Annotated in this window: 27 protein-coding genes; 10 read left to right on the top strand and 17 right to left on the bottom strand. The window is 43.4% G+C overall.

What is annotated here, in order from left to right:
• Positions 1-16: 16 nt before the first annotated feature.
• Positions 17-1,642: a GMC family oxidoreductase gene (locus C2740_RS01865; protein ID WP_215293726.1), complete on the bottom strand. Its 1,626-nt coding sequence runs from the start codon at positions 1,640-1,642 to the stop codon at positions 17-19.
• A 107-nt stretch (positions 1,643-1,749) separates the two neighbouring features.
• On the opposite strand from C2740_RS01865, the gene yjgA reads away from it, so the two are divergent.
• The gene (gene yjgA, locus C2740_RS01860) at positions 1,750-2,277 is read left to right on the top strand and encodes a ribosome biogenesis factor YjgA (protein WP_215293725.1); all 528 of its coding nucleotides are present in this window, start codon (positions 1,750-1,752) and stop codon (positions 2,275-2,277) included.
• On the opposite strand, the gene C2740_RS01855 is transcribed toward yjgA, so the two are convergent.
• Genes C2740_RS01855 through C2740_RS01845 form a run of 3 tightly spaced genes read right to left on the bottom strand, consistent with a single transcriptional unit; the run spans position 2,274 to position 4,142 of the window.
• Positions 2,274-3,350, bottom strand: coding sequence for an acyltransferase (locus C2740_RS01855; protein ID WP_215293724.1), 1,077 nt, complete (start codon positions 3,348-3,350; stop codon positions 2,274-2,276). The two genes, yjgA and C2740_RS01855, sit on opposite strands and share 4 nt — an antisense overlap.
• Positions 3,350-3,526, bottom strand: a complete 177-nt coding sequence (locus tag C2740_RS01850) for a hypothetical protein (protein WP_215293723.1) — start codon at positions 3,524-3,526, stop codon at positions 3,350-3,352. Before C2740_RS01850 ends, C2740_RS01855 begins: the two co-directional genes overlap by 1 nt.
• Positions 3,527-3,563: 37 nt before the next feature.
• A complete protein-coding gene (locus tag C2740_RS01845) occupies positions 3,564-4,142 on the bottom strand; it encodes an HdeD family acid-resistance protein (RefSeq protein ID WP_215293722.1) in 579 nt (192 codons plus the stop codon).
• A gap of 209 nt (positions 4,143-4,351) precedes the next feature.
• Between C2740_RS01845 and C2740_RS01840 the strand changes: the two genes are divergently transcribed.
• The 5 genes from C2740_RS01840 (at position 4,352) to cobA (ending at position 8,341) form a co-directional block, all read left to right on the top strand.
• The gene (locus C2740_RS01840; RefSeq protein WP_215293721.1) at positions 4,352-4,579 is read left to right on the top strand and encodes a hypothetical protein; all 228 of its coding nucleotides are present in this window, start codon (positions 4,352-4,354) and stop codon (positions 4,577-4,579) included.
• A gap of 30 nt (positions 4,580-4,609) precedes the next feature.
• Complete coding sequence (locus C2740_RS01835) at positions 4,610-4,981, top strand: hypothetical protein (protein WP_215293719.1); 372 nt, start codon at positions 4,610-4,612, stop codon at positions 4,979-4,981.
• A gap of 181 nt (positions 4,982-5,162) precedes the next feature.
• Complete coding sequence (locus C2740_RS01830; RefSeq protein ID WP_215293718.1) at positions 5,163-6,881, top strand: nitrite/sulfite reductase; 1,719 nt, start codon at positions 5,163-5,165, stop codon at positions 6,879-6,881.
• Positions 6,881-7,468, top strand: coding sequence for a DUF934 domain-containing protein (locus tag C2740_RS01825; RefSeq protein ID WP_215293716.1), 588 nt, complete (start codon positions 6,881-6,883; stop codon positions 7,466-7,468). The genes C2740_RS01830 and C2740_RS01825 overlap by 1 nt, the downstream gene beginning before the upstream one ends.
• Positions 7,469-7,495: 27 nt before the next feature.
• The gene (gene cobA / locus C2740_RS01820; RefSeq protein ID WP_215293715.1) at positions 7,496-8,341 is read left to right on the top strand and encodes a uroporphyrinogen-III C-methyltransferase; all 846 of its coding nucleotides are present in this window, start codon (positions 7,496-7,498) and stop codon (positions 8,339-8,341) included.
• Here cobA and C2740_RS01815 read toward each other — a convergent pair.
• On the bottom strand, positions 8,264-8,626 hold the full coding sequence (locus C2740_RS01815; RefSeq protein ID WP_215293714.1) for a sirohydrochlorin chelatase: 363 nt from the start codon (positions 8,624-8,626) through the stop codon (positions 8,264-8,266). The genes cobA and C2740_RS01815 overlap by 78 nt on opposite strands.
• Before the next feature lie 117 nt (positions 8,627-8,743).
• On the opposite strand from C2740_RS01815, the gene C2740_RS01810 reads away from it, so the two are divergent.
• Positions 8,744-9,772: a calcium:proton antiporter gene (locus tag C2740_RS01810; protein ID WP_215293713.1), complete on the top strand. Its 1,029-nt coding sequence runs from the start codon at positions 8,744-8,746 to the stop codon at positions 9,770-9,772.
• A 34-nt stretch (positions 9,773-9,806) separates the two neighbouring features.
• Here C2740_RS01810 and C2740_RS01805 read toward each other — a convergent pair whose 3' ends face one another.
• The 4 genes from C2740_RS01805 to C2740_RS01790 form a co-directional block, all read right to left on the bottom strand.
• A complete protein-coding gene (locus tag C2740_RS01805; RefSeq protein ID WP_215293712.1) occupies positions 9,807-10,043 on the bottom strand; it encodes a hypothetical protein in 237 nt (78 codons plus the stop codon).
• Positions 10,044-10,064: 21 nt separating this feature from the next.
• Positions 10,065-10,883, bottom strand: a complete 819-nt coding sequence (locus C2740_RS01800; protein WP_215293711.1) for a DUF3108 domain-containing protein — start codon at positions 10,881-10,883, stop codon at positions 10,065-10,067.
• A 72-nt stretch (positions 10,884-10,955) separates the two neighbouring features.
• Positions 10,956-11,855, bottom strand: coding sequence for a glycosyltransferase family 2 protein (locus C2740_RS01795; RefSeq protein ID WP_215293710.1), 900 nt, complete (start codon positions 11,853-11,855; stop codon positions 10,956-10,958).
• A 33-nt stretch (positions 11,856-11,888) separates the two neighbouring features.
• On the bottom strand, positions 11,889-13,979 hold the full coding sequence (locus C2740_RS01790; protein ID WP_251369666.1) for an acyltransferase family protein: 2,091 nt from the start codon (positions 13,977-13,979) through the stop codon (positions 11,889-11,891).
• A gap of 81 nt (positions 13,980-14,060) precedes the next feature.
• Here C2740_RS01790 and C2740_RS01785 point away from each other — a divergent pair, with 81 nt between their 5' ends.
• A complete protein-coding gene (locus C2740_RS01785; RefSeq protein ID WP_215293708.1) occupies positions 14,061-15,578 on the top strand; it encodes a phospholipid carrier-dependent glycosyltransferase in 1,518 nt (505 codons plus the stop codon).
• Here the strand turns inward: C2740_RS01785 and C2740_RS01780 are convergent.
• On the bottom strand, positions 15,575-17,011 hold the full coding sequence (locus C2740_RS01780; RefSeq protein WP_215293707.1) for a glycosyltransferase: 1,437 nt from the start codon (positions 17,009-17,011) through the stop codon (positions 15,575-15,577). The genes C2740_RS01785 and C2740_RS01780 overlap by 4 nt on opposite strands.
• 166 nt (positions 17,012-17,177) lie before the next feature.
• Between C2740_RS01780 and C2740_RS01775 the strand changes: the two genes are divergently transcribed.
• Positions 17,178-18,248 carry a glycosyltransferase gene (locus C2740_RS01775; protein WP_215293706.1) on the top strand — a complete coding sequence of 357 codons (1,071 nt, stop codon included), beginning with the start codon at positions 17,178-17,180 and terminating at the stop codon, positions 18,246-18,248.
• A gap of 136 nt (positions 18,249-18,384) precedes the next feature.
• On the opposite strand, the gene C2740_RS01770 is transcribed toward C2740_RS01775, so the two are convergent.
• The 3 genes from C2740_RS01770 to C2740_RS01760 all read right to left on the bottom strand — a co-directional run bounded on the left by C2740_RS01770 (position 18,385) and on the right by C2740_RS01760 (position 20,112).
• Positions 18,385-19,314: a hypothetical protein gene (locus C2740_RS01770; protein WP_215293705.1), complete on the bottom strand. Its 930-nt coding sequence runs from the start codon at positions 19,312-19,314 to the stop codon at positions 18,385-18,387.
• Positions 19,315-19,423: 109 nt separating this feature from the next.
• The gene (locus C2740_RS01765; protein WP_215293704.1) at positions 19,424-19,873 is read right to left on the bottom strand and encodes a hypothetical protein; all 450 of its coding nucleotides are present in this window, start codon (positions 19,871-19,873) and stop codon (positions 19,424-19,426) included.
• Complete coding sequence (locus C2740_RS01760) at positions 19,870-20,112, bottom strand: helix-turn-helix transcriptional regulator (RefSeq protein ID WP_256440746.1); 243 nt, start codon at positions 20,110-20,112, stop codon at positions 19,870-19,872. The genes C2740_RS01765 and C2740_RS01760 overlap by 4 nt, the downstream gene beginning before the upstream one ends.
• Before the next feature lie 71 nt (positions 20,113-20,183).
• Between C2740_RS01760 and C2740_RS01755 the strand changes: the two genes are divergently transcribed.
• Complete coding sequence (locus C2740_RS01755) at positions 20,184-21,203, top strand: tyrosine-type recombinase/integrase (protein ID WP_215293702.1); 1,020 nt, start codon at positions 20,184-20,186, stop codon at positions 21,201-21,203.
• Positions 21,204-21,246: 43 nt separating this feature from the next.
• Here C2740_RS01755 and C2740_RS01750 read toward each other — a convergent pair whose 3' ends face one another.
• The 4 genes from C2740_RS01750 to C2740_RS01735 are packed head-to-tail and all read right to left on the bottom strand — an operon-like array spanning position 21,247 to position 24,509.
• Positions 21,247-22,236, bottom strand: a complete 990-nt coding sequence (locus C2740_RS01750) for an NAD(P)-dependent oxidoreductase (RefSeq protein ID WP_215293701.1) — start codon at positions 22,234-22,236, stop codon at positions 21,247-21,249.
• Between the two features lie 40 nt (positions 22,237-22,276).
• Positions 22,277-23,248, bottom strand: a complete 972-nt coding sequence (locus C2740_RS01745; RefSeq protein ID WP_215293700.1) for a glycosyltransferase — start codon at positions 23,246-23,248, stop codon at positions 22,277-22,279.
• A 16-nt stretch (positions 23,249-23,264) separates the two neighbouring features.
• Positions 23,265-23,981 carry a transaldolase gene (locus C2740_RS01740; protein ID WP_215293699.1) on the bottom strand — a complete coding sequence of 239 codons (717 nt, stop codon included), beginning with the start codon at positions 23,979-23,981 and terminating at the stop codon, positions 23,265-23,267.
• Positions 23,982-24,509 carry an HAD-IIIA family hydrolase gene (locus tag C2740_RS01735; RefSeq protein WP_215293698.1) on the bottom strand — a complete coding sequence of 176 codons (528 nt, stop codon included), beginning with the start codon at positions 24,507-24,509 and terminating at the stop codon, positions 23,982-23,984.
• Positions 24,510-24,512: the final 3 nt, after the last annotated feature.

The raw sequence follows: 24,512 nt of genomic DNA, 5'->3' as shown, positions 1-24,512 counted from the left end.
ATTGCTTTTGTGGGGACTATGCACTAGTGATTAACTCCGCAACGCGCTCTGCAATCATCATCGTAGGCGCGGCAGTATTGCCTGAGGTGATCGCGGGCATAGCTGAAGCATCCACTACGCGCAAATAATGAATACCTCTCACCCGTAATTGTGAATCTAGCACTGCCATTGGATCATCAGCACGCCCCATCTTGCAGGTACCCACCGGATGAAAGATGGTTGTACCAATATCGCCTGCAGCTTTCACTAAGTCTTCCTCAGTTTGATACTGCGCGCCCGGTTTATATTCCTCGGGGGAATACGGCGCAAGCGCTGGGCTTTGCACAATCTGGCGCGTTAGTTTTAATGACTCGATGGCAATCTTGCGATCTTGCGCGGTCGACAAATAATTTGGATGAATAACTGGTGGCGCTTCAGGATCGATAGAATGGATATGGATGCTGCCACGCGATGTTGGGCGGAGATTACAAACACTTGCAGTGAAGGCATTAAAAGCATGCAAGTCTTCGCCAAACTTTTCTAATGAGAGCGGTTGCACGTGATATTCCACATTCGCACTTTTCTGCTCTGGTGAGCTATAAGCAAATGCCCCCAACTGAGAAGGCGCCATGGACATAGGGCCGGAGCGCTTAAAGAGATACTCGAGGCCAATCATCATCTTGCCAAACCAAGAATTCGCTTTAGTATTTAGAGTCTTAATACCATTTACTTTATAGACCATCCGTAACTGTAGGTGGTCTTGGAGATTCTCACCAACGCCAGGTAAGTCAGCCATCACGGGAATACCTAATCGATTGAGATGGGCGGCAGCACCAATACCAGATCGCTCCAAAATTTGTACGCTACCAATAGCGCCGGCACAAAGTAAAACTTCGCCGCCTTGATCATGTGCACATAAAGCTTCATTAGCAAGGCCGTCTTTTAAATACTCCACCCCGTAGCAATTTTTGGTCGCAGGATCAATATTGAGTTTTGTCACTACTGCCTCAGTAATCACCGTGAGATTACTGCGCTTGACTGCATCTCTTAAAAATGCCTTAGAAGTATTTAATCTCCAACCGGCACGCTGACTGACATCAAAGTAGCCTACGCCAAAGTTATCGCCACGATTAAAGTCATCTGATGCCGGAATCCCTGCCTGCACAGCAGCCTCTCTAAACTTATCCATGATGGGCCAGCGTAAGCGTTGCCGAGAGACAGTCCACTCACCGCCTTTGCCATGCCATTCATTGGCGGGCCCGTGATAATCCTCAAACTTTTTGTAGCGAGCTAGGGCATTTTCCCAAGACCATGCATCGTCACCAGTTGCCTGCACCCAGGACTCATAATCTCCCGCTTGACCACGCATATAGATCATGCCGTTAATCGAAGAACAGCCACCCAAAACACGGCCGCGCGGATAAAGCAAAGAACGGCCATTCAGGCCTTTTTCTGCAACAGTCTTAAAACGCCAATCCGCCCTAGGGTTATCAATGCAGTACAGGTAACCCACCGGAATGTGAATCCAGATGTAGTGATCACTCTTACCAGCCTCGATTAGCAACACCTTTTTTGCAGGATTTTCTGTCAAACGCTTGGCCAACATACAACCGGCGCTGCCTGCCCCAATAATGATGTAGTCGTAGGTGTTTGCTTGTGTCATGTTTTTTGCTTCAGATAAGGCGGTATTCACCTGATTGTCTATTATTTACTAAAGCTAGAAAATCGGCATCTACTCAGAATAGCCTAATACCCGTCTAAAATGAGGACATGCACATTAATGAGAAGAATCGCACTCCTAAGCTAGTCGAGGTTGATGAAGGCCCCAGCAAGTCTGAGCTTAAGCGCCAAATGACAGAACGCCAGAAATTGGCAGAAGTCTTAGCAGCGTTGAGCAGCGATGCCCTCAAAACCATCCCTCTAGATGAAGCCATCAAAGTAGCGATTGCAGAAACCAACAAGATCAAAAGTTTTGAAGCAATTCGGCGCCATAAACAATATCTTGGCAAACTCATGCGCTTTTTAGATGAAGAAGAACTTGATGCCATTCAAAAGCGTTTAGATGCCATTCAGGGGGTAAGCAAAGCTGAAACAGCTAAGCTGCATTTTTTAGAAAGTTATCGCGATAGGCTAGTGAACAATGATGAGGCCTTCACCAAGATGATTGAACAATATCCTGATATGGATATTCAGAATATGCGCACCCTCATTCGCAATGCGCGTAGAGAGAAAGAGCAAAATAAACCACCGAAGGCTTATCGCGAGATCTTCCGTGTGTTAAAGGATATGGGGCTTTAAAGCTTTATTCTTCTAGAGGGCACTTCAACCCAGCGATACAGGTAGTTGGCAGCGCCCCAACTCGCAACAAAGGCCATCAACATAAGTGCTAGCGCCAGAGCGCCATCATGCAAGTGACTCATACCCCAGCCAACATAAAGACTGTTAGCCAACAAGATGCAAGAAAAATGCAATAAGAAGGCGCAATAAGATCTTCTACTGCTCCATAAAATGGCATTGACAAGTTTATGTGGCTGGATATGTTTGTGCACCCGTACCTGATCTTTATATGCCAAATCGCCAAAAAAGATGAGTGTGACAGCAACTACATAAGCCAAGAGATTGCGTGGCCAGAATTGATGAAAGCTAGCAACAGCGATGGCTAGGCCGGCTAGTACGATACATATCACGGCAATACGATTTACCAATTGATCTGGGTAATTTTTACAAAGCTGGGCAAGTGCGCCCAGGCCATATGCGCCAATAAAATAAATAAAATAATTTTCGTAAGCAGTCAGTCGATTGAAATACAGCAAAGATGCCACAGACAATATCGTCAATATCCAGACTAAGGATCTAAAGCCTGGAAACATGCCGAGCAATAAAGCCAAGATAGCGTACAACTGCCAATCAATAGCAACGTACCAAACTCCTGCAGAAATCGCATCCAAGCCCAAAAAGCCCTGGAAGAAAAACAGATGCGCCAAGAACTGACTCAGTGTTTCTGATTCACCCACAAATTCATCTTGGATCCAAAAGCGTGCTACCCAAGCGCATGCAATGGTTACTAGTAGCGCAACGACATAGGGAGCAAAAAGTCTTAAGTAGCGGTTAATAATTATCTTTAGGACATCTCTGGAGTTTTTTAGTTTTTCAGAGCGAGTCAAAGATTGAGCGGCTAAATATCCACCCATCACCAAAAAGATTTGCACAGCGTAGCGACCATACTCAAACAAGAAATCCATGATGCCTGGTAGAAGTTGCCGAGCATCCTCAGCAATCTGACCATAATTTGATAGATGATGCAGAATGATCGCTACAGCAGCAAAGGTTTTTAAGAAATCGACAAGAAGAAAATGGTTTTTTGACTGCACTACTTCGCTTTTTTCTTACCCATTAAAGAAGCCAATAAAGGGTTTGCCTCTGCCAACTCTTTTTTAGATTTAGCCTTATCAGCTGCCGTTAACTTTGGGGTTTTGGTAGCATTTTTCATCCGTTGCGCAGTAGCCAAGGCTAAGTTTTTGTACAGGTCGGTTTTTTTCATTGTCATCAGAAGAGCTCTCCGCGCTGAGTGCCTATGCGGCTGTTTACTTAGTTAGCGAACGTGCTGCTAAACCCAAGAAGAGCAAAGACCAACCTTGTAAGAGCAGTTCAATCGCAATCAATAAACCTGGTAACCACAAACTAGACTCTGGATAGCCATTCAGGATGAGGGCGCCCATTAAAATGGAGAGCGCAGAAGAAAGTACCATCCAAATCCACTCACTGAAATGACGATGCTGGAATGCAGAAATTAAACGCAATACACCAGTGACAAAAAAGATTGCTGCGAGCCATAAAGTAATTGCCTCAAGCGCTGGAATAGGGAATGCCCAAACATAAAGTGCTGCTGCTATGTACAAAATAGCAAAAACAATCTGAACGGCAAGGCTTTTCCAGCCGCTCGATTGAAATGCATGAACTCCTTGGAGTACACCACCAGCAAATAGAAAAATACCGAGTACATTCACTGAGACAAAAGAAAATAGTGTCTGGCCTGCAATGCCAATCATCCCCAGTATGATCAATAAAATACCCAAACCAATGAGGGCGCCAGGAACTTTAGCTGCAGCCCCCAATACCTTGCTACGAATTTCATTGATTTGTGCGGCATCGAGTTCAGTCATATTGGGGCTCTCTAGAGGGTGAATTTGCTTAGAAGCCTCTACTGTATCAATAAACCCCCTATCAATGGCCGAATCCGGGTTTCAACAGACAAATCAGCCTTCATAGAAACTGCCAATAGGGATTACTAGAAAAAAGGGTATTCTTTACCCTTCACAAATGAGCAAATACACCAATAGCATTGGGTATTGAATTTAGAAAGACACCCCTCATGGATAACACGCTTACCGTCATTCTTGGCATTGTTGCCATACTCCTACCCGTTGTTGTGGGTCGACTTGTCTGGAAACGCTTTGACCAATACTTTGGCAGGGGAGATGAAGCCTATATGGATACCCTTGAATACTTTCTCAAGAAAATTGGCTCAACGATCTTAGTTGCATTTGTACTGCTATGGATTGGTATGAGTCTCGTATTCAACGGCAGTGCGGCTTCATAAAAAACGCATTGTAAGAAACTATCGAGCAGCATGAACGATCAACTCAAAGCCATCTTAGATAAAGCAAAGCTGAACTTTGCAATTCTCGCAGCCATTTTGCTGTTTGCTGTTTTGGGGAAATTGATCAAACCAGAATTTACAAACACGGTTTTTGTGACAGCGGATCAACTCGTCTCTGATCTCTATATCGTGTTTATTGCGATCACCTTGGGGGCGTTTATTCCGAACTTTAAGTTAGTTGCCTTTGGTTCGATTGCTAGCTTTGTTGGGGCAGCAATCCTCATTCAATTGGGGGTCTTTACTTATCTGACGATCGATTACGTCTTTGCTATTCTGATTGTTGCCCTGGGCTTTGCCTCAATTGCCAATCTGTATAGGCACTATCGGGAATTTGGGCTTTAAAGAGGTAAGCGGTTACTTTTCTTTGAGGTAGCGCAAAATATGGTCGATGTCCTATAGATCTTGATCTAAAAACTTAACAGAAGATCCAGGGTATAAATTGCATCTATATATCAATATAGTTATATAGCGCAGACTTTTGAGTATTTGTAGCAATATTGAAAATCCATGACAATCGTCCGTTATGTATAAATATGACCATATTGACCAAACCCTGGTAGATCAACGGGTTGCCCAATTTAGGGACCAAGTTGCCCGACGTCTCAATGGCACCTTAGCCGAAGAAGAGTTTCGCCCCCTCCGTCTGCAAAATGGGCTTTACCACCAGCGCCATGCTTATATGCTGCGGGTTGCCATCCCTTATGGCTTATTTAATTCCAAGCAACTGCGCACCATGGCACTCATTGCCGAAAAATATGACCGCGGTTATGGCCACTTCACTACCCGTCAAAATATTCAATACAACTGGGTCACCTTAGAAGACACTCCCGATATTTTGGCCGAGCTCGCCAAAGTTGAAATGCATGCCATTCAGACCTCAGGCAACTGTATTCGTAATATTACAAGTGATGCTTTTGCTGGGGTTGCCGGTGATGAATACGTCGATCCTCGCCCTGTTTGTGAATTACTCCGTCAATGGTCTACTCTTCATCCAGAGTTTGCACATCTTCCACGCAAATTTAAGTTTGCCGTCAATGGCGCCAAAGAAGACCGCACAGTATTGCTATGTCATGACGTAGGCATTGAACTGAAGAAAAACAAAGCTGTTAATAATGGTGAGCTCACGGCTGATATCTATGCCGGCGGTGGCATGGGCCGCACCCCGATTTTGGGGTCTCTGATTCAGACTGATTTGCCGTGGCAGTTATTGCCAAGCTATCTTACTGCCCTACTTCGCGTCTACAACCGCTTTGGCCGCAGAGACAATCTCTACAAAGCCCGTATCAAGATTTTAGTGAAGGCTTTAGGCCCTGAAGAATTTGCGCGCCAGGTTGAAGGTGAGTGGTTGCACATCAAAAATGGTGATGACAATTTCACCCAAGCGGAATGGGATCGCGTTGCCAAACACTTTACTAAGCCTGCGTATAAGAGCTTGACCGCCCTCACCAATGAGCAAGTGATCAACATTGCAAGTGAAGCAGATAAAACAGCCTTTGCAAGATGGTTAGAGCGCAATGTCAAACCCCATCAAGTACCTGGCTATGCTAGCGTGATTTTATCGCTCAAGCCCCATGGCACTGTTGCCCCAGGTGACGCGACCACTGCGCAGATGCTTGCCATTGCTGATCTGGCTGATCAATACTCTTTTGGTGAATTACGCGTCACTCATGAGCAAAACTTAGTGCTGGCTGATGTTGAACAAGCCAAGTTATACGCCCTCTGGCAAGAGGCGAAGAAACAAAAAGTGGCGCTGCCAAATGTGGGTTTGCTCACTGACATCATCGCCTGCCCTGGCGGTGACTTTTGCTCACTAGCCAATGCCAAATCTTTACCCATTGCTAAAGCGATTCAGGAACGGTTTGATGATTTGGATTACTTATTTGATTTGGGCGATATCAGCTTGAATATTTCAGGCTGTATTAATTCATGCGGCCACCATCACGTAGGCAATATTGGTGTGCTCGGTGTCGATAAAGACGGTGAAGAGTGGTATCAAATCACCTTGGGCGGCGAACAAGGCAATGATGCCGCCATTGGTAAGGTGATTGGCCCTTCTTTTTATGCTGATGAAATCCCAGACGTTATCACCAACATCATTAATACCTACGTCGCGCACCGCAATGAAGATGAGTCCTTTATTGATGCCTATGGCCGTCTTGGAGTAATCCCGTTTAAAGAAGCTGCGTATCAGAATGCCAAGAAAAAAGGGGAGGCAGATAAAACCGTTGGGGAGGATGCGTGATGAGTAATTCCAACCCAACAAAACTAATCCAGTCTCATGCTCAAGTGCTGTTATTTCCAAGAGAGGGAAAACCATTTCTTGCTCCTAATGAATGGCAAGTTTGGGATGTGCAAGATGAAAGCGGTCTTCCTGCAGAGTATGCAAATAGCAAAGTACTTGTGCCATTTACTTGGTGGCGTAGTCAACTTGATTCGCGTCATGAAGGGTCTGACGTTTTGACCAAAGCCAAAAAAGGTCAAATAGGTGTGTGGTTTGCTGCGGATGATGACATCCTTCAGCACGCAGAACTGATTGAATCGGGCAAACAATACTGGCCACTTGTAGCCGCCTACTTTCCACTCTTTAGGGATGGTAGAAGCTTCAGTACAGCAGCTCTTTTACGCGATCGCTTAGGCTGGGATAAAGAGATTCGCATGATTGGTGATGTTTTGATTGATCAACTCTTACAAGGCGCACGGGTAGGGTTTGATAGCTTTGCATTGCGTCATGATCAAAACCTCGATGTTGCCTTAAAGCAATTTGATCTTTTTACTGTAACTACGCAGAACAGCTGGCGCGGCAAGAGATCTTTGCTAGCCATAAGCTAAAAATAAGCTAAGCACAAAATAAAAGTCATGAAAAACAACTCTTCATACGGCAAAGTTTATCTGGTTGGCGCTGGTCCTGGGGCCGCCGATCTCATTACCGTCCGTGGAGCCAAGCTCCTAGAAAAGGCTGATGTGGTTTTTCATGATGCGCTAGTGGAACCCGGGATGCTATCCCTTTGTCCACAGGCTATTCAGGTGCCTGTAGGTAAGCGCTGTGGCAAGCTTTCTTCTGCCCAGCACTTTATTAATAAACGATTAGTTGACGCTGCCAAACAGTACAAAATTGTTGTGCGCCTCAAGGGTGGCGACCCCATGCTTTTTGGCAGAGCCGATGAAGAAATCCAAGCACTCAAGAAAATGGGGATTGAAGTAGAAGTCGTACCGGGCATTACCGCTGCATTAGCTGGCGCAGCAAGCCTACAGCAATCTTTAACCCTGCGCGGTATCTCGCGTAGTGTTGCTTTTGTCACGCTCGCCCAAGGAGCACACGACAATCACATGCAGCCAATCCAGAACCCTAGTGCCGATACCTTGGTGTATTACATGGGCCGTAAAGATGCTGCCAAGATTGCGCAGCAGTTAATTGAAAAAAGCTCCAATCAAGCAGAAAATACGCCAGTACACATTTTAGAAGCCGTGAGTACAGAGCGTGAGCGTCAATGGTCAAGCACTTTAGGTGAACTGGCTTTAGGTAAAGCGGATCATTGGTTTGACAGTTTTTCGCCAGCACTCATTATGGTTGGCGAGGCCCTCAGAACTACAGGCCAAACTTCAGACAAGCATGCAAAACAAAACTTAGAGAGCCCTAGCTCCGAAATCCACAATCGCTTGCAAGACGGCGGGATCCTCTCCAACGGCCGGCGTCGCGCTTAAAGCAATTTGCGGAAACTTTTTCTGGCAGGCATTTAGTAATACGGGGAAATCATTCCTTAAATGGCCACCTTGGCCAAAAAAGACCGGCACTATGGTGATGTAAGTAGCTCCCAAAGCGCCAAGGGAAGTAACTGCTTCTTCTAAGCTAGGCTGCATCATTTCTAAAAAAGCCAACTCCACTGGTAGATCTGCATGCTGGACACGCCAAAGCTCTGCCAACCGATCAAAGGGCTCGCGCCACCGATTATCACGGGCCCCATGGCCAAAAAGAATGATTGCCTTCATAAATACCTTACACTCCAATATCGAACTCTCATGATCAATTACTCTGTTTTTTATTACTTGTAAGCTTAACCTTAAATTCAATTGAGTGGATTTTCATCAATCCAATAAGACCCATCCATGGAACTCCTTCACTCCCTAGCCAGTCAAACTTGGTTTATTGCACTGATGGCTGTTCTGCTAATTGGTGGAGTACTTTCAGCTGTTCATCATGCCGAAGTAATAGCCCATAAAACAGGAGAGCCCTATGGGGCATTGGTGCTTGCTATTAGCGTCACCATCATTGAGGTTTCCTTAATTATCTCCATGATGCTCTCGGGACATGATGGATCGGAATTCATTGCTCGTGACGCTGTATTTGCCACAGTAATGATTGTGATCAATGGCGTGATTGGCCTGTGTATTTTTATTGGCGGCCTACATCATCATGAGATGAGCTTTCGCAATGAAGGGACTAATTCTGCCTTGGCAGTGCTAACTGCTTTAGCAACCTTTATTTTGATCATGCCCATTGTCACGGTGAGCACACCCGGGCCAGACTTTACCAAGAGTCAGCTCGCTTTTGCTGGAATCGCCTCTTTTGCGCTATACATTGCTTTTTTATTCTTTCAAACTGTAACCCATCGGGATTACTACCTGCCAAAAGCTGCTGATAAAAAAACAGATATTAATTTTCACGCTCTCAAACCCAGCAATCTCAAAACTGCGGTCAGTGCAATCCTGCTGATACTCTCGCTAATCGTAGTTGTTGGTCTTGCCGAACTACTCAGCCCAGCGATTGAGGCGGGAGTAAAAGCGGCCGGCGCACCTAAAACCATTGTGGGCATTGCGATTGCCCTGCTAGTACTTTTACCAGAGGGATTTGCGGCAGTCAGAGCAGCCAAAGCCAATCGCCTGCAAAGCAGTTTGAACTTAGCCTTAGGCTCTGCTTTAGCGAGCATTGGACTTTCTATTCCAGCAATTGCTGCAATAGCCATCTTCTTTGATTTGCCGCTCAGCCTAGGTATTAGCAGTCTCAACATGACCTTGATGTATCTGTCATTCTTTATTGGGGCCCTAACATTAGCCATTGGCAGAACCACTCTATTACAAGGGGTGGTGCACTTGATTATCTTCTTTGAGTACTTATTTTTAAGCCTTGTACCCTAGTCTCACCACATCATTAACCCCTTAGGGGAGGAAATTATTTTGGACAGGCTTTGGAGAAAAAATGGGCCATACGCTGCATGACCGGCTCCCATGAAAATGGGTCAGGCTGAGCAGCTCCTTTAATAGGCTCTGGTACTGGAATGACATTAGAGATCACATTAACCACTGGATTACTTTTTGCTGGCTCACATAAAAAACTTGCCGCACCCTTAAATAAGATAAATCCAATTAGAGTGATAGCAATAATGGCAATTAATGAATGGCGGCTCATGTAATATTTTTTAATAGGTATTTACATTGCAGGAATTTTTTTCAAATCAACTTGAATGGTTGCGCCATATTGGGCATTCAAGCCAATTACTGAGCGCAATGGCACATGCTCTTTCTCTGAGAACCAAACTTCAAAAGTGGCAGTGTCATCTTTAGAGGTGGTCTTGTAATACCGAATAGCCTTGACCTTGCCATTCTCAAAAGGAAAATCCCAAGGCTCGCCACGTACTAAGGTGTAAGTCTTCAAGGACCTTCCATCCGTTACCGGCAAGACTATGGATTTGGCCGGAAGATCACGGCCAATAAATTGATAGCCTACAGTTAGCATGTCGTATAAGCGCCCAGTAAAAGGGGCATTACCGAGCGGTGGAGTACGTGAAGAAACTTTATAAAAGTTTACAAGGTTCTTTTCTACTTTGGCAATCAGCAATTCGGTATTACCGCGCTTCTCTTGATAAGTGTTGGTCACAAATCCATCTTTAGTAACTGTGCCGACTGAATCTCTTAATAGCTTTTGATCCGCTAGCACTGTAGAAAGAACGGAGCCTAAAGTACCGGTGGAGTTAATGTGATATTGGTCTTTACGAATATCGACCTTATCAACTACTGTTGCTACCTGCATTGATCCTTTTACCAGACTGAATACTTGCTCATAGGGACTAGGGGCTTCACCGGATTGCTTCAAAAAAGCAGCCCTCTTCGCTGGATCGGCTGTAATCTTAAGGTCGTATTCAAATTGAATATTTAATGGGATAGCTAAAGCCCCTTGTGCCTGAAGATGCGAAGAGAATAAGCCGAAATAAATGGCCAATAGTACTGGGTAGATACGATAATATTTCATAAATATTGATTAGATATAAATTTAATAATCAGTTTACCTCGAAGGGGAATTCAATATCCAAAATGCGACAACTTATGGCATTTTTTCCAAATCATAATCACAATCAAATAAGGGCCCATTGATAGCCATATCATAGCTGGGGGTGCGGTAATGCAAATAGGAGAGGCTATATGGATCCACTCTTAGCCACAGTGAACTCAGTGAAAATGTATCATGCGGGTTTTTGGGTACCCATACCTCCTCCAGGGCATACCATCTTTTTGCACTGGGCTTCAATAGGGCTCGGAAGTAATTCTTAAAGCGTTTACGCCACATTCCACTCAATGTTTTTCTTGAGCTCAGCGGTAATCCCGCCGTATGAATTCCGGCGCCAATTTCTTCAATGGGCTCTGTAAAAGCATACCTGCTAAGCGGATGCCCTAGGTTGATCATTGATTTAACAGAGGTGCGCCGAGTTGAGTGTATGCGGCTTTCAACTGACATTGAAAGCGTTGATTGAGCCAATAGACTATTACCAGTCACCTCAAAGGTTCTGGAATCTACTTCAAAACTGCAAATAGAGATGACTGCGTAATGTTGAATTTTTTCACCAATCACTTGAACTAGCGGTAGATCAGAGTTTGTAAAAATAAATTCATCCATATCTAAAAAACCAATTGCAGTATCTGGGCCATAGTGCTCGCAAGCATAAGCAAACATCCGACGAAAGTTGGTGTGCTGATTTTGCGGATGCTCTAAGTCCCACTTATAGAGCTCCGTATCGGAAGATCCAGAAAAGCGTGTTGGGATAGATAGTGAAGAGAAATGCTTTACATGAATCCCGTCAATACTATTAATCAGCTCAACCGAATGATCGCTTGAGTGATCATCACACAGTATGAAATCGGTAATGCCGCGAGCTTTATAGTACTCAAGCCATTCAACGGCTCTCAATGCCTCGTTCTTAAATTGGCTTGCTAAAACAATTCTCATGCGAATCTTTTATCCTTATTCGACTTGGCGTACTTATCTGGAGCTACCCAAAAGCTGTTGGTTCAAACTTATCCCGATACTACCGGCAGCATAGTCAGAGATGTGATCAGTATAGGAGTACATCTTGCGACCTTCTTTTTGATAAGAGCAAATATTATTTTTGACATCACAAAGAATGGGGCTTGTGTCAAATACTTGAACTTGGCCTGGGTGTTTTTGGGCGATCGTGCTTAAGACCTCCAGATATTTACCCGTCATTTTTTGGTGATTTTCAAGGGTCATCGAGCAACGGCTATCAATTTTACTAAATTCATCAAACCAGGAGATGCCAAGCTTGCGATGAAAGCAGTCTTGCGGCAATGCCAGGCTAGGGTTATCTACTACCAACACTACCCGCTGATTGCTTGCAATGAATTTTGCAGTAATTGCTTCCAAGCCAGCAATAGCTTGGGCTTGATGTTGTCCTTTGTACAGACTATCAATATCAGTAGTCATTACCCCTTTGCTAGAAAAGACAATTGCTACGGCTTTGATATTCGAGTTTTGTGCAATCTGAGTAACCGCTTGATCAGTAAGTGGTGCTTTTGCTGGCTTAACGTCTGTGCGACTGTTAGAGAGATATGGTTGAATAGCCTGATCACCGCCAGGTCCATAAATAGCCAGCCATCTACCCCCAGCAGATGAGGTGCGTACCACGCCAGGAAAAAGAGCCATTGCTTTGCTATCACCTACCAGAGCAAATTTTGCAGGTTCACGCTGATCTTGTAGGCAGGCATAAAAATAGTTTTGCAAGGAGAGGTCTGATAGACCGCACCCTTTACTCACAAAACCCTGATCACCACCATCTTGTGCAGAGGCTTCAAACTGAGCTAAAGAATGAACGATTCGCTTGGGAAATCCATTTCCATTTAACAAAAATCCTGCAAGCAAAATACCGCTCATGAGCAAGAGTAAGATACCCGCTTTTTGACGAATGGACTGTCGATTTCGTAAAGGTTTCTCTATCACCTTAAAAGTAAGCCAGGCGCTTACAAAGGATAGGGCAACGATGAAGAGTCTTTGCTCAATAAATATGGGGCCCCAAATCTGCGCATAGGATAGAAGTATCCAGTGCCATAGATACAAAGGATAACTAATCAAACCGATACCCACCATCAGACGATTAGACAGGAGGTAGCGATTGATCAGCGCCCTTTCGCCGGCCAAAATAATGAGCGCCGCCCCAATCACTGGTATCAATGCAAGCCAGCCGGGAAATAAGCTGCGTGGATAAATAACAATGACCCCCACCACTAAAAGTGTCAGGCCTAAAAAAGAATATATCTGCTTGGAGATGAGGTGCTCATGCACAGACTTTTCAAACCTCTTCAAAGATGAACTCAGAGATGAAGTGTTTTGAGCTACCCCCTGATCTCTTTGATCGATTTGACTCTTGCCCCCCTGCATGCGATGGGGAAAAAGTGCATATGCCAATAGCCCACCAATTAAGAGCTCCCAAAACCGACCGAGGGGGAGGTAAAACGCTGCAGATTTATTTACATGCGCCAGGTAAATATTCCACGCAAAAGAGCACAGAATCAGAAGCCCAATAAGCTTCAGCATAGGTAGCTTGAATTTATGGGCTAGCCACAAAAGAATGGGCCATACAACGTAAAACTGCTCTTCAATTGCCAGCGACCAAAGATGTAGCAGGGGCTTTTCTACTGCGCGACTATCAAAGTAACCGGCTTCTGATAAATAAGTGAAATTTGAGAAGAATCCAATGGCAGAAAGAATATGCTTGCCCAACAATTGCAGTTCTGCAGGATATAGAATCAGCCAACCTAACCCAATCGAGAGCACTAAAACCAAAATTAATGCTGGAAATATCCTGATAATTCTTTTGGCATAAAAATTGATCAAACTAAATGAGCCATCAGTAAGACCATCCAAAATAATTGAGGTGATTAAATATCCTGAAATTACAAAAAAGATATCTACCCCGATAAACCCACCATGCGCCCAATTGGGAAAGGCGTGATAAATCACTACCAATAAAACTGCTAAGGCGCGCAAGCCATCGATATCTTTCCGATATTGAAGCGGATGTGGGGCTTGATGATTAGGGGCGGGAGTAATTGGCAAGGTAAATGAAGAGTGGCAAAACAAAAGGTGATAATGAGGATAAATGGTACTAGAGAATCTCATTTAAGCCAAAATATACCGATGAATCAGACTTCTAAAACTCTATCTTGCCTGTGGCCCTATTTTGCGCTGAGCGCCTTATTAATATTGCTGTTTTATGTCACGGGTTTTGACCGTAATTGGCCACACTGGGTAGACCAGGAGCTCACACTCTCCTACAACGGACTATTGGTGCATTCTGGATCCAATCAAGAATACCTAGATCATCCCGGCTTCTTCTCGATTCATCTGATCTCTTATCTCATCGCTATCACCAACTTCCTGGGGATCTATCAACTTCAAAGCGTAGCAGATCTGAATAACTCACCCTCGATGCTAGCGAGCATCAAAGACCTCATCATCACAACGCGGCATGCTGCCTTAATTACTTCTGTAGCCTACGTCTTTGCCGCCTATTATATTGCCCAAAAAATAACTCGAGAGCGCGCGCTCTCCTTTTGGATTGCCATCTTGGTTTTTGTGAGCAATGGTGTCTTCTTTCACTTCACCCTCACCAGAACAGAACCCATTGCCTTTCTATTTCTGCTGGGATCTGTATATTGCTACATCCAATATTTCAATAACGGCCAAGGCAAACATCTTTTTAGTCTCTTGCTATGCCTGCTCATGCTGTTCTGTGGTGCCCTCAATAAAGCCCAAGTCCTCGTGCTGGCGCCGTTTTACTTCACCTGGGCCTTCTACTTCATTCCCAGCGACCAAGACAGAAATGAGGCTAATGCCGGTAACTGGCTCAAATTTGCTAGTGCGCTTTCCTTCATTGCATTAGGGATCTTTTATAGCGTAATTTCATCTGGGTTGAGCTTACCAATCAATCTAGGGCTCATTGGCTTTTTCTTTGCACTGACTTTTGCCTGCTCAAATAGGGCAGGGATAAATGCATACAAAGCGACCGCCTTCTTTAATGTTTTTTACCTAATTGCCTTCGAGGTGCTGAGTTACTTTAGTTTTAAGCTTAACCAAAATGTTTCGATCTTCTCCAATATAGAAGATCCGATTAGTATGACGCGCTGGCTAGCTCCCGATCCCAATGCTGAAAAGATCGCCATGGATAGCAATTCCCTATATGTTCTCAACAAGATTGCCAGCTCACTCTTAGAGCCGCTACTGAGCCTGTTGAATAGGGTATCTTCACCACTAATTCTGGTGTTGTTCTGTCTTGTATTGATGCATATCTTGCGTAAGATACTCAGCAAGAAAGATATTCTATTTGGCGCTTATAGCTTTTTCGCTTTTTATGCCGTCTCTCTCATTAATCGCACTCGCTATATCGATGCGCCTCACTATCTTTTACTATCAGAGTTCTTTCTTTTAGGTTTTGCCTTAACGTTGATCCTCAAGCTAGAAGAATCTAAAGCAAAGATGAGGGCTGTAGGCGGATTAATTTTCTTGATTCTGCTAGTGAACCTAGTGCCACATACCCGCTATGTCAACCTACTCATGCGTAAGGGAGGGCAGCCGTTTTGCTCTTCACCCCAAATCTATTTAGAGAAGATTGATGCCCAGAAAATTACTGCTGAATGTAAGGGCAATCCAATTTAGGTAAATTTAATTCTGCGAGCTGCAAAAACTACCATTTTAAGTAACAACCAGCCGTGTGACCAACGCGAAATATTAGTTTCGCCATAACGACGTGCACGGTAACGAATGGGCACTTCCATGATTTTGAGATTTAAGCGAGCAGCACCGAAGAGCAGATCAAAGTCGCCAAAGGGGTCAAAGTCACCAAAGTAAGAGCGATTGTGAGCAATCCGCTTGTAATCGTTATTCCAAAGTACTTTAGTACCGCATAAGGTATCCCGGATGGGTTGACCTAATAACCAACTAAAAGCCCAGGAGAAAAACTTATTACCAATCAGATTTAAAAAGCGCATGGCGTCTTCTTGCATCGGATAAACCAAACGCACACCATTGACAAACTCCGCTGAGCCATTGGCAATCACATGATAAAAGCGGGTCAAGTCTTCTGGAGGTACTGTGATATCGGCATCTAGAATCATCAAGATATCGCCACCCGCTAAATCAAAACCATTTCGTACTGCATTACCTTTACCTTTACCGTCTTGCTTGAGGAGTTTGCAATTGCGATTTGGGTTCTTAGAAATCTCTAGAGCAATCTTGTCATAGGTATCGTCAGTGGAGTTACCCTCTACGAAGATAATCTCGGTACCACCACCCATCTCGGGTATGCGCTCCATCAACTCTTCAATATGGCCTGATTCATTACGCGCTGCCACAATGACAGAAACTGTAGGGTTCTTTTTTAATGCTAATCCTACTGGCCGTGCCATAACAAAGTTAGTAATAGCAAGTAACTCAAATGGCCAAATACGAGCAAGGTAGCGATTACAGAAATTGGAGATTAAGGGAATCGGTAAGGGGGCAATAATTTCACGCCATTCTCGCAAAGGCTCAAATCCTGAAATCTCCAGGAGATTTTTCATGTCATGGCGTGTGAGCCAATTCTGAGGGAGATTGGGTGTTGCCAATCCAAGCCAACGTGCAAAGCGCAAAGGCAAGCTCCATAGATGGCTAAAGAAATTAAAGATGATGCGTGTTTCTGGGTGGCAGTAAGGGCGCAATTGCTCAAGCACAGTTTGCACATCCCAAAGGTCATTAACTAAGTCGGACAGGATGATGAAATCAAATGTTTCCTCACCCAAAGACAAATCATGAGCATCCATTTCTAATAGTGTGAGCTGGGGGTGTTTTCTTGGTGCTGAGGCTAAAACTGATTCACTAAAATCTACGCCCACCCCAAAAGAGGGGTTCAGTGAGGCCAATAAACGACCATTGGCACAACCAAGATCCAGAACTCGAGATCCAACTGGAACTAGATGCTGATAAATATCCGATAACTGGTCCTGATAATAAAAACCCCAAGAGCGAGAAATGGAGGAATGAATCCGCTGCCAAAATCCCCGGCGGGTTTGCTGATATTGGAGGAATTCTTGATGGTGAGTATTTAGGGCCATGGAGAGAATTATTGCACTAATGACGCCACATAACTTAGTTATGGTGTTGGGCAAACAAGTCTTTTTAGCCAAAAACTCAGCCCTGGAGCCAATAATCTGTGGTCTTTTGAACACTGTGGGGGGGGGAAATCGATTAACAAATAGTAATTAAATCTATAATAAAGTAATGTCTGGATTAATAGCCGCCTTTCTCACTTCTTTTTTTACTACGCTATTAATTATTCGTTTTAAGCACCTACATCAGGAATTGTCTGCGGACTTTGATTTATCAGGACCCCAGAAAGTTCATAAAGTAGCAGTCCCCAGAATTGGCGGCATTAGTATTGCTGCTGGTCTTTTTTTGGCAATCTTGATCAAGGCATTTGATCTTGGTCTGCAAAGTTTAGAACTCGCTCTCTTATTTTGCGCCATCCCCACCTTTGCCATTGGATTGACCGAAGATCTCACTAAGAAAATTAGCGTAAAACAGCGTCTTTTATTCACAGCCCTTTCTGCGGCGTGCGCTATTTATCTAATGGACCTACAAATTACATCTTTAGACATTCCTTTGATTGATGTTTTATTTGCCGTTCCTTTTTTTGGCATTGCACTGACGATTTTCGCTATTACGGGCCTTGCAAATGCTTACAACATCATCGATGGTTTTAATGGACTTTCAAGCATGGTAGGCATCATTACTCTATTAGCGATAGGGTATCTTGGCTACATCCTGGGTGACACTACAATCATTTTTTTGAGTCTAGTGATGGCAGGCGCCATATTAGGATTTTTTATCTGGAACTACCCCCAAGGATTAATCTTCTTGGGAGATGGTGGAGCCTACCTGATTGGTTTTTGGGTGGCAACCCTCAGCATCTTGGTATGCTATAAACACGCAGAAATATCTCCGTGGTTTGCCCTTTTAGTGAATGGATACCCTATTATGGAGACTCTCTTCACTGTCTATAGAAGAAAAGTTCATCAGAATAAAGATCCTGGGGCGCCCGATGGAATTCATTTTCACACTTTAATTTATAGGCGCTTATTACAGGCTAAACATTTTGATAGTCAATTATCTGCGAATGCTAGAACAGCTCCTTACTTATGGATACTAGCAGGACTGTCAATTACGCCAGCAGTGTTGTGGTGGCAATCAACCCCCATTTTAATGGCGGCATGCCTGATATTTATCATTTCCTATGTTTGGCTCTACGCAAGAATTGTACGATTTAAGACGCCAAGTTGGATGCATTTTTAGAGCGCCAGGATTGATATATGGCATTAGCAATCCTATCCCTCCTCTAAATATCAAAAATCAAGACAGTTCGTTTTGCAAAATGGGTGTTTAGTTATGCTTTGCCAAACACCCATCCTGACTTATTGACTACTAACTGCTACTCAGCTCTCTTTACCTCCATTGACTTGTGCCCAGAATCCGGCTTTTTAGTCGTAGATTCCTTTGGCGCCATTTCCAATACAGAATTAGCAGCGTTTTCTAACTGGGCTACTCTCTGCTGTTGATTTTTCATCAGTAGCTCATGTTGATCAAGCGCAGCTAGTGCAGAAAGCCCTTTGAGCATGCGATTTTGCAGGTTGGTCGCATAGCGCTGCGACTTATCCAGATCAATCGCTTGCTCCATTTGCTCGGCCCGTAGCCCATCAATAATCGTCTGATAGCGTGCTGGCTCCTGGGCCCAAATAAAATGAAACTCCCAGTTTTCTTTGAGCTCATTCATCAGGGCGCCCAGGTTCAGCGTTACCGCTGAACATTTATAGCGCTGTCCCAGAGCCATCAAAAATGAAGCACCCTCCTTTTGGCCTTGCATGACATACCCAAATAATGCCGGATAGGCGTCTTTTACCCTGGCAGCCAACTGATCAGAAAAGCGCGCTTTAAAATCAGCCGTCTCATCGTAAATACGAGCGACTTTTACTGCACGCTGTTTTTCAGACTCACCGTCCTCTAGAAAAAACCAATCAGGTAGTGCATGGGCAATTTTTTCAGAAAGTCCAGTGCGCTCACAAAACTCATAAGCGATCGTAGTCGATTGCATGAGACCTTCGATTTTTTTACGCTCAATGTACATCATGCGCTCGATGCTCAGGTGACATTGCTCAATAGTTCGCAATAACATCTGACGACTAGGATCTTTTGCGCCCCACTGCTTAGTCATTGCCCCAAATTGCTGCTGCTTTTCATCGATATTTTCCCAAGGCAAATAGCCTTGGACAAAGATCGAATCCTTGCGTGCATTTTGAGAAGATACTGCTTTACCATCCACTGTTTTAGGTCCTGTGGATTGACCTTTAATATGATCGCTCATATCTAATCTCCTATTTAGGAAGTTAATCGGAGATTAGATAATCGAGCCTATATAGAGCGCTATACCCCCCGGCATGGAGCATGTTTTGCAATTATTTTGAAATAGCCTGTTACTTTTTTACTGGGTCCTCATTTACATCAAAATGCGCAAGGTTTTTGGCCCGAAAGGATTGGAACTCTTCGAGGTGATCTTCAATTTTGCCTATGCCCAGTAAAGCGAAAATCTGCTCGGCAAACACCACAAACTTAGTGGCAGGATAATCTTTGTTGTTAATCACTGGGGCCTCATTAAAAGCCAATTGCCAAGAACGAAATAGCTCAGCGATTAACAGATTGCGCAGCATAGTTTCGTCGCGCTGACCTTTTGGTAAATCCGTACCGAAACCATTGCGTGTGGGGCGTGAACCTTTATGCAAAAAATAGGGGTGCTTTAGATTTTCTTCAATTTGCTGAAATGCAGCTAACAAAATGGTCTGAATCTTAGCCGTATTTTGAGGAAACCTAGCACCAGCAACTACCTTACTTAACTGCGTATACGTTTGTGCTGTGGGGGATTTCATAGCGAAGGTTTTTTGAGTCGGACTCCAGGGCGATCATCAGGAGTGCCGATGAATTCAATACCGGCTTTTTCAAGGACCTTTTGTACCGCATCTAAGGTCTTAACCTGACCAGAAGGAACCCCGCTTGAAGACTCTAAGCGGACTATTGTGGTGTAAGCAACTCCTGCTAACTGAGCCAATTTTGTGGCCGTCAAACTAAGAAGTGCCCTTGCAGCTTTAATTTGCCCACTTGTAATCACAATAATTTCTTACTATAATAGGATAATATGTTCTATTAAAAGAACTTATTATTGTTTATAAAGGATAAAAAATGCTTATTAATCAAGATTTTGCACAATGCGCGCCTAAAAGTCTAGCTAAAAGAAGGTTGAAACTAGTATGCAAGGTCAATCAGAGTAGGTATGAAGCGAACCCGCTCTCGGACTTAAATCGAGCGACTAAAATCCTTCAAAAGACTATCTCAAAAATTGAGGGCGCCTATGCACCTTCTACTATTCGAGCTTATCGCGCTGACTTTAATGATTTTATTCATTTTTGCAGCGATAGAAATGCCAGCGCCTTACCTGCGGAGCCCAATTTAGTCGTGCAATATATTTGCCAATTAACTGGCAGTAGCAGATCTTCAGCGAGTATTCGCAGAGCATTATGCGGCCTATCTGCCATTCACAGACTTAACCGATTTGATGATCCCACCAAAGATCCTGATGTTACTTTAGAGATGCGCAGAATGCATCGCAAGTTAGGGCGCTCCTCCAGCCAGGCCTGCAGCATCAATGCAAAAACCTTAGATAAGCTCTTACTAGCTACCGATGATTCTATTAGAGGGGTTCGAGATCGCGCCTTATTACTAGTGGCCTATGACACCTTATGTAGACGTAGTGAATTAGTCTCGCTACAAGTCAAGGATGTCAAAATCAACATAAAGAATGGTATTGAGACCTCATCTATTCTTCTGAGAAAAAGTAAGACTGATCAAGACTCCATGGGAAGATGGTTATATCTAAGTCAAAGGGCTTACCTAGCATTGATTGAATGGATGAAAGAACTTCCAAAAGAGCAGGAAATGTTATTTTGCGGACTAAACCGAGCGCTAGATTTCAGTGCCAATATTGGAGCTGGTCAGATTAATCGAATCTATAAGAGAATTGCAAGAAAAGCTAGATTAGATGAATCGGCAATTGAGGGTATCAGCGGCCACTCAATGCGAGTAGGCGCAGCTCAAGATTTACTCAATTCTGGAGCAAGCATACCAATCATCATGCAGCGCGGAAGATGGTCAAAGACTGATACAGTTATGAGATACGTGGAGAATGGAAATCCCATAGCATAAGCCTGTCTGCATAAAAATTGAATAGAACTAATACATAAAACCACTATTCAGAATAGAAAACCTGTTCATTTTTATGGTCTTCAATAAACTCAAATCGAACCGTCTTTTCAATCGCATCCATTAATGGAACCGGCGGGATGAAGCCCGTTAACTCGATTGCCGACTCATAAACTGAGTTAGCGCAAAACTTTTTAACTCTAATTGCGCTGATAGGAAATTTTTTACCAGTAATTTTTGCTACCAAGTCAAAACTGGATCCAATTAAAAGACCAAAAGAGAATGGTAGTCTAAATTTAATCTCAGAAGACCTGCCCAATAACTTATTGACATGGGCAACAAGCGTATTCATTGTGAAATCAGGCTTATCAATATAGTTGTAGATGTGTACGCCTGGTTTGAAGTCCAATGAATACTCCAAGAATGCTGCAACATTCTCAACGTAAGCCATTGACTTTCGGTTTAGGCCATCACCGACCATGACAAATTTACCGGAAGCAATTTGTCTGAGTAAGTTAAAGACATTACCCCTATTTCTCTCTCCGAAAACCACGGTTGGACGAACAATGACTAGGGTCCGATTTTGAGGATCTTCAGCCTGCCATTGTTTATAGACTTGTTCTGCCTCCCACTTGGTGCGGCCATAGTCATTAAAAGGGGCAATTACACCAGACTCATTAGTTCCCAAGGGGGCAAAACCATAAACCGCTACTGAGCTAGTAAAAATAATTCTATTAACCGCCATCTTATTAGCAATTTCACAGATATTTTGTGCGCCTTCGATATTAACCTCATCATATAAGCTCGGAGGACTTACGTCATCGCGATGTTCTGCTGCCAAATTTATCACTACTGCATTAAGATCAATTGATGCCCTTAAATCTTCCAATGATCGGATATCTACGTTATGGGTCAATGCAGGAAAAGATGCTCCTATTACTTTATCTACAATACTGAAAGCTACATTTTTTTTGTTAAAAATCGTCGCTAGTCGTGTACCAATAAAGCCACTGCCACCGATTATATTTATCTTCATATTATGTTTACTGCTATTCGTATTTAATGTGGACAAAAAATCATCTATAAGCTATCAATCCGTAAAACAATCCAATCGTCCAGAAAAAATGGCACCCCACAAAGCCTGAGGTAAGGAAAAATACATCTTTAAAACTTCTATTTCGGGCTCTGAAGGAAACAAAAAGAATAAGGGCTAGGTAAGAAAGGATGCCAATAAACAATACTGAATACAGGAACGGGTAAATTACGCCTAATCCCAATAATGACAATGCAATTAAAAAAGCAAAGGGAAGCACTAGCTGCCGTGGCGCAGAAAATTGCCGGTGCTTAATAAGAAATAAAGCGCGGCCAACGCCATAATTAAAACAAAGTCTAAAAAATTTATTTAGACTTTCTCGGGGATAGTGCCAAGCAATAATGCTTGAATCAAGAATAATCTCACCACCCATTTGCCGAATTCGAAAATTTAAGTCTGAATCTTCGCTAATCTTTGCTAGCCTTTCGTCGAACCAAGGCTGTTGTGGCATATATTTTCGACTAAAGGCCCCCAAGTAAATTGAATCAACTTTACCTCTATAGCTTGTATTTCGAAACTTCCCGCCACCCAATCCAAGGGGGTGTGCCATTATTAACGCAATCTTTTTTTGATCTTCAGATTCGCCAATCGGAACCTGAACACCCCCAACATTAGCAACATTTTCCCGGAGCGAAAGAGCGTAAATCTTGCTTAGGTAATCTGGATCAATATGAGTTCTAGCGTCAAGCCGAACAATTAAATCTCCAGTCGACTTTTTAACTAAAAAATTTAAAGAAGCAGTTCTGGATAATTCCGGAATATGCCAATACTTTAAAAGAATAGAAGAATAACTAAGTTTCTCTATCGCACGTTCTTTGGAATCGTTTCCTGCCTCAAGAAATAGTATTTCATAGGCATTATTATCAAAATCTTGATTTGAAAGGTCTTGGAAAAGTCTATCAAGGTTAGCCCCTTCATTAAATGAAGTAATAATTACACTTAATAAAAAGGGCATTTAAATCAGACTTTAATTAAAGCTTAAAGCCAGCGGCTACCGCATCCGCATAAAACATTTTGACAGTATCCAGCGAGTACTCATTTAAGTCGTAACCAATAAGAGACAATTTCTTGAGAATATCATTGGTAACCGTAATAACATGACAACCGATGTCATCCGCTTGAAATATGTTTAATAACTCACGCGGACTCGCCCAAATTAACTCAGCTGCAGGAGCGACTTTCAATATTTCCACAGCATTGGTCATAAGGGGTACTGGGTCATAACCAGTATCGGCTATACGTCCAGCAAAGACTGAAACATAACTGGGGATATTTGGATCAAGAGCAGCCACCACATTGCGCACCTGATCAAGAGTCATCAGTGCAGTCACATTCAATTTAACCTTTTGATTTGCAAGTTTTTCTACCAGCGCGTAACAAGTTTCTTGCTTAGTGTTGGTAATGGGGATTTTTACATACACGTTATCGCCCCAACTGGCTATCTCTAATGCTTGATGCTCCATTTCTGTAAAATCATCAGAGAACACCTCAAACGAGAGTGGCTTGTCATTAATTGACGTGAGAATATCTTTACAAAATGCTCGGTAATCTGTAATACCCGCCTTCTTCATTAATGTGGGATTGGTGGTTAACCCTTTCACAAAAGGCTTTTCGTACATCTCAAGCATCCCCGCTTTATCAGCTCCATCAGCAAAAATCTTTACTTTTAACTCTTCTACTTTTTTCATTTAAAACTCTCCAAGGATAATTTTTTTTGCTTCCAATAACGATGACACAATAAAATCAGGCGCATCTGGCTTTTGTTCCGCATAACGGTAATTGATAAAAAACGTTTTGCACCCAGCAGATGCTCCTGCCTCAACATCGCGCCAACGATCACCAACCATAAAGCTTTTGGACAGATCGATATTGTGTTCTTGGGCTGCCTCAAGCAATGCACCGGGCAATGGTTTCCTGCAGCTACATTTATCACCGCTATCGTGATAGCAGGTCTTAAAGTCATCTATTGGCAATTGAGACGATAAAAAGGCATTCATTTCCTCAATATCTTCCCTCTTAGCGGTACCCCTCGCTACATCGGGTTGATTGGTCACTACTACCAATAAATAATTTGCATCATGCAGTTTTTGGAGGGCCTCGTGAACCCCTGGCAATATTTCTAGCTCTACTAAAGAGGCTGGAGGATAGGGCTTAGCATCGCGCACAATTACCCGATTAATTACCCCATCCCGATCTAAAAAAACTGCGCGCCTCAATGA

It is taken from the genome of Polynucleobacter sp. MG-5-Ahmo-C2 (genome assembly GCF_018687735.1).
In the GTDB taxonomy this organism is placed as follows: domain Bacteria; phylum Pseudomonadota; class Gammaproteobacteria; order Burkholderiales; family Burkholderiaceae; genus Polynucleobacter.
The sequence above is the reverse complement of the archived record's forward strand: the minus strand, read 5'-3'. Positions and strand labels throughout refer to the sequence as shown.

Excerpts from the sequence above, each read along its gene's own strand:
- yjgA (WP_215293725.1), top strand. The coding sequence starts at position 1,750 with ATGCACATTAATGAGAAGAATCGCACTCCTAAGCTAGTCGAGGTTGAT.
- C2740_RS01825 (WP_215293716.1), top strand. The coding sequence starts at position 6,881 with ATGAGTAATTCCAACCCAACAAAACTAATCCAGTCTCATGCTCAAGTG.
- C2740_RS01770 (WP_215293705.1), bottom strand. The coding sequence starts at position 19,314 with ATGAGCGATCATATTAAAGGTCAATCCACAGGACCTAAAACAGTGGAT.
- C2740_RS01745 (WP_215293700.1), bottom strand. The coding sequence starts at position 23,248 with ATGCCCTTTTTATTAAGTGTAATTATTACTTCATTTAATGAAGGGGCT.
- C2740_RS01740 (WP_215293699.1), bottom strand. The coding sequence starts at position 23,981 with ATGAAAAAAGTAGAAGAGTTAAAAGTAAAGATTTTTGCTGATGGAGCT.
- C2740_RS01810 (WP_215293713.1), top strand. The coding sequence starts at position 8,744 with ATGGAACTCCTTCACTCCCTAGCCAGTCAAACTTGGTTTATTGCACTG.
- C2740_RS01815 (WP_215293714.1), bottom strand. The coding sequence starts at position 8,626 with ATGAAGGCAATCATTCTTTTTGGCCATGGGGCCCGTGATAATCGGTGG.
- C2740_RS01795 (WP_215293710.1), bottom strand. The coding sequence starts at position 11,855 with ATGAGAATTGTTTTAGCAAGCCAATTTAAGAACGAGGCATTGAGAGCC.
- C2740_RS01765 (WP_215293704.1), bottom strand. The coding sequence starts at position 19,873 with ATGAAATCCCCCACAGCACAAACGTATACGCAGTTAAGTAAGGTAGTT.
- C2740_RS01775 (WP_215293706.1), top strand. The coding sequence starts at position 17,178 with ATGTCTGGATTAATAGCCGCCTTTCTCACTTCTTTTTTTACTACGCTA.
- C2740_RS01780 (WP_215293707.1), bottom strand. The coding sequence starts at position 17,011 with ATGGCCCTAAATACTCACCATCAAGAATTCCTCCAATATCAGCAAACC.
- C2740_RS01840 (WP_215293721.1), top strand. The coding sequence starts at position 4,352 with ATGGATAACACGCTTACCGTCATTCTTGGCATTGTTGCCATACTCCTA.
- C2740_RS01865 (WP_215293726.1), bottom strand. The coding sequence starts at position 1,642 with ATGACACAAGCAAACACCTACGACTACATCATTATTGGGGCAGGCAGC.
- C2740_RS01785 (WP_215293708.1), top strand. The coding sequence starts at position 14,061 with ATGAATCAGACTTCTAAAACTCTATCTTGCCTGTGGCCCTATTTTGCG.
- C2740_RS01845 (WP_215293722.1), bottom strand. The coding sequence starts at position 4,142 with ATGACTGAACTCGATGCCGCACAAATCAATGAAATTCGTAGCAAGGTA.
- C2740_RS01755 (WP_215293702.1), top strand. The coding sequence starts at position 20,184 with ATGCTTATTAATCAAGATTTTGCACAATGCGCGCCTAAAAGTCTAGCT.
- C2740_RS01835 (WP_215293719.1), top strand. The coding sequence starts at position 4,610 with ATGAACGATCAACTCAAAGCCATCTTAGATAAAGCAAAGCTGAACTTT.
- C2740_RS01850 (WP_215293723.1), bottom strand. The coding sequence starts at position 3,526 with ATGACAATGAAAAAAACCGACCTGTACAAAAACTTAGCCTTGGCTACT.
- C2740_RS01800 (WP_215293711.1), bottom strand. The coding sequence starts at position 10,883 with ATGAAATATTATCGTATCTACCCAGTACTATTGGCCATTTATTTCGGC.
- C2740_RS01750 (WP_215293701.1), bottom strand. The coding sequence starts at position 22,236 with ATGAAGATAAATATAATCGGTGGCAGTGGCTTTATTGGTACACGACTA.
- cobA (WP_215293715.1), top strand. The coding sequence starts at position 7,496 with ATGAAAAACAACTCTTCATACGGCAAAGTTTATCTGGTTGGCGCTGGT.
- C2740_RS01830 (WP_215293718.1), top strand. The coding sequence starts at position 5,163 with ATGTATAAATATGACCATATTGACCAAACCCTGGTAGATCAACGGGTT.
- C2740_RS01805 (WP_215293712.1), bottom strand. The coding sequence starts at position 10,043 with ATGAGCCGCCATTCATTAATTGCCATTATTGCTATCACTCTAATTGGA.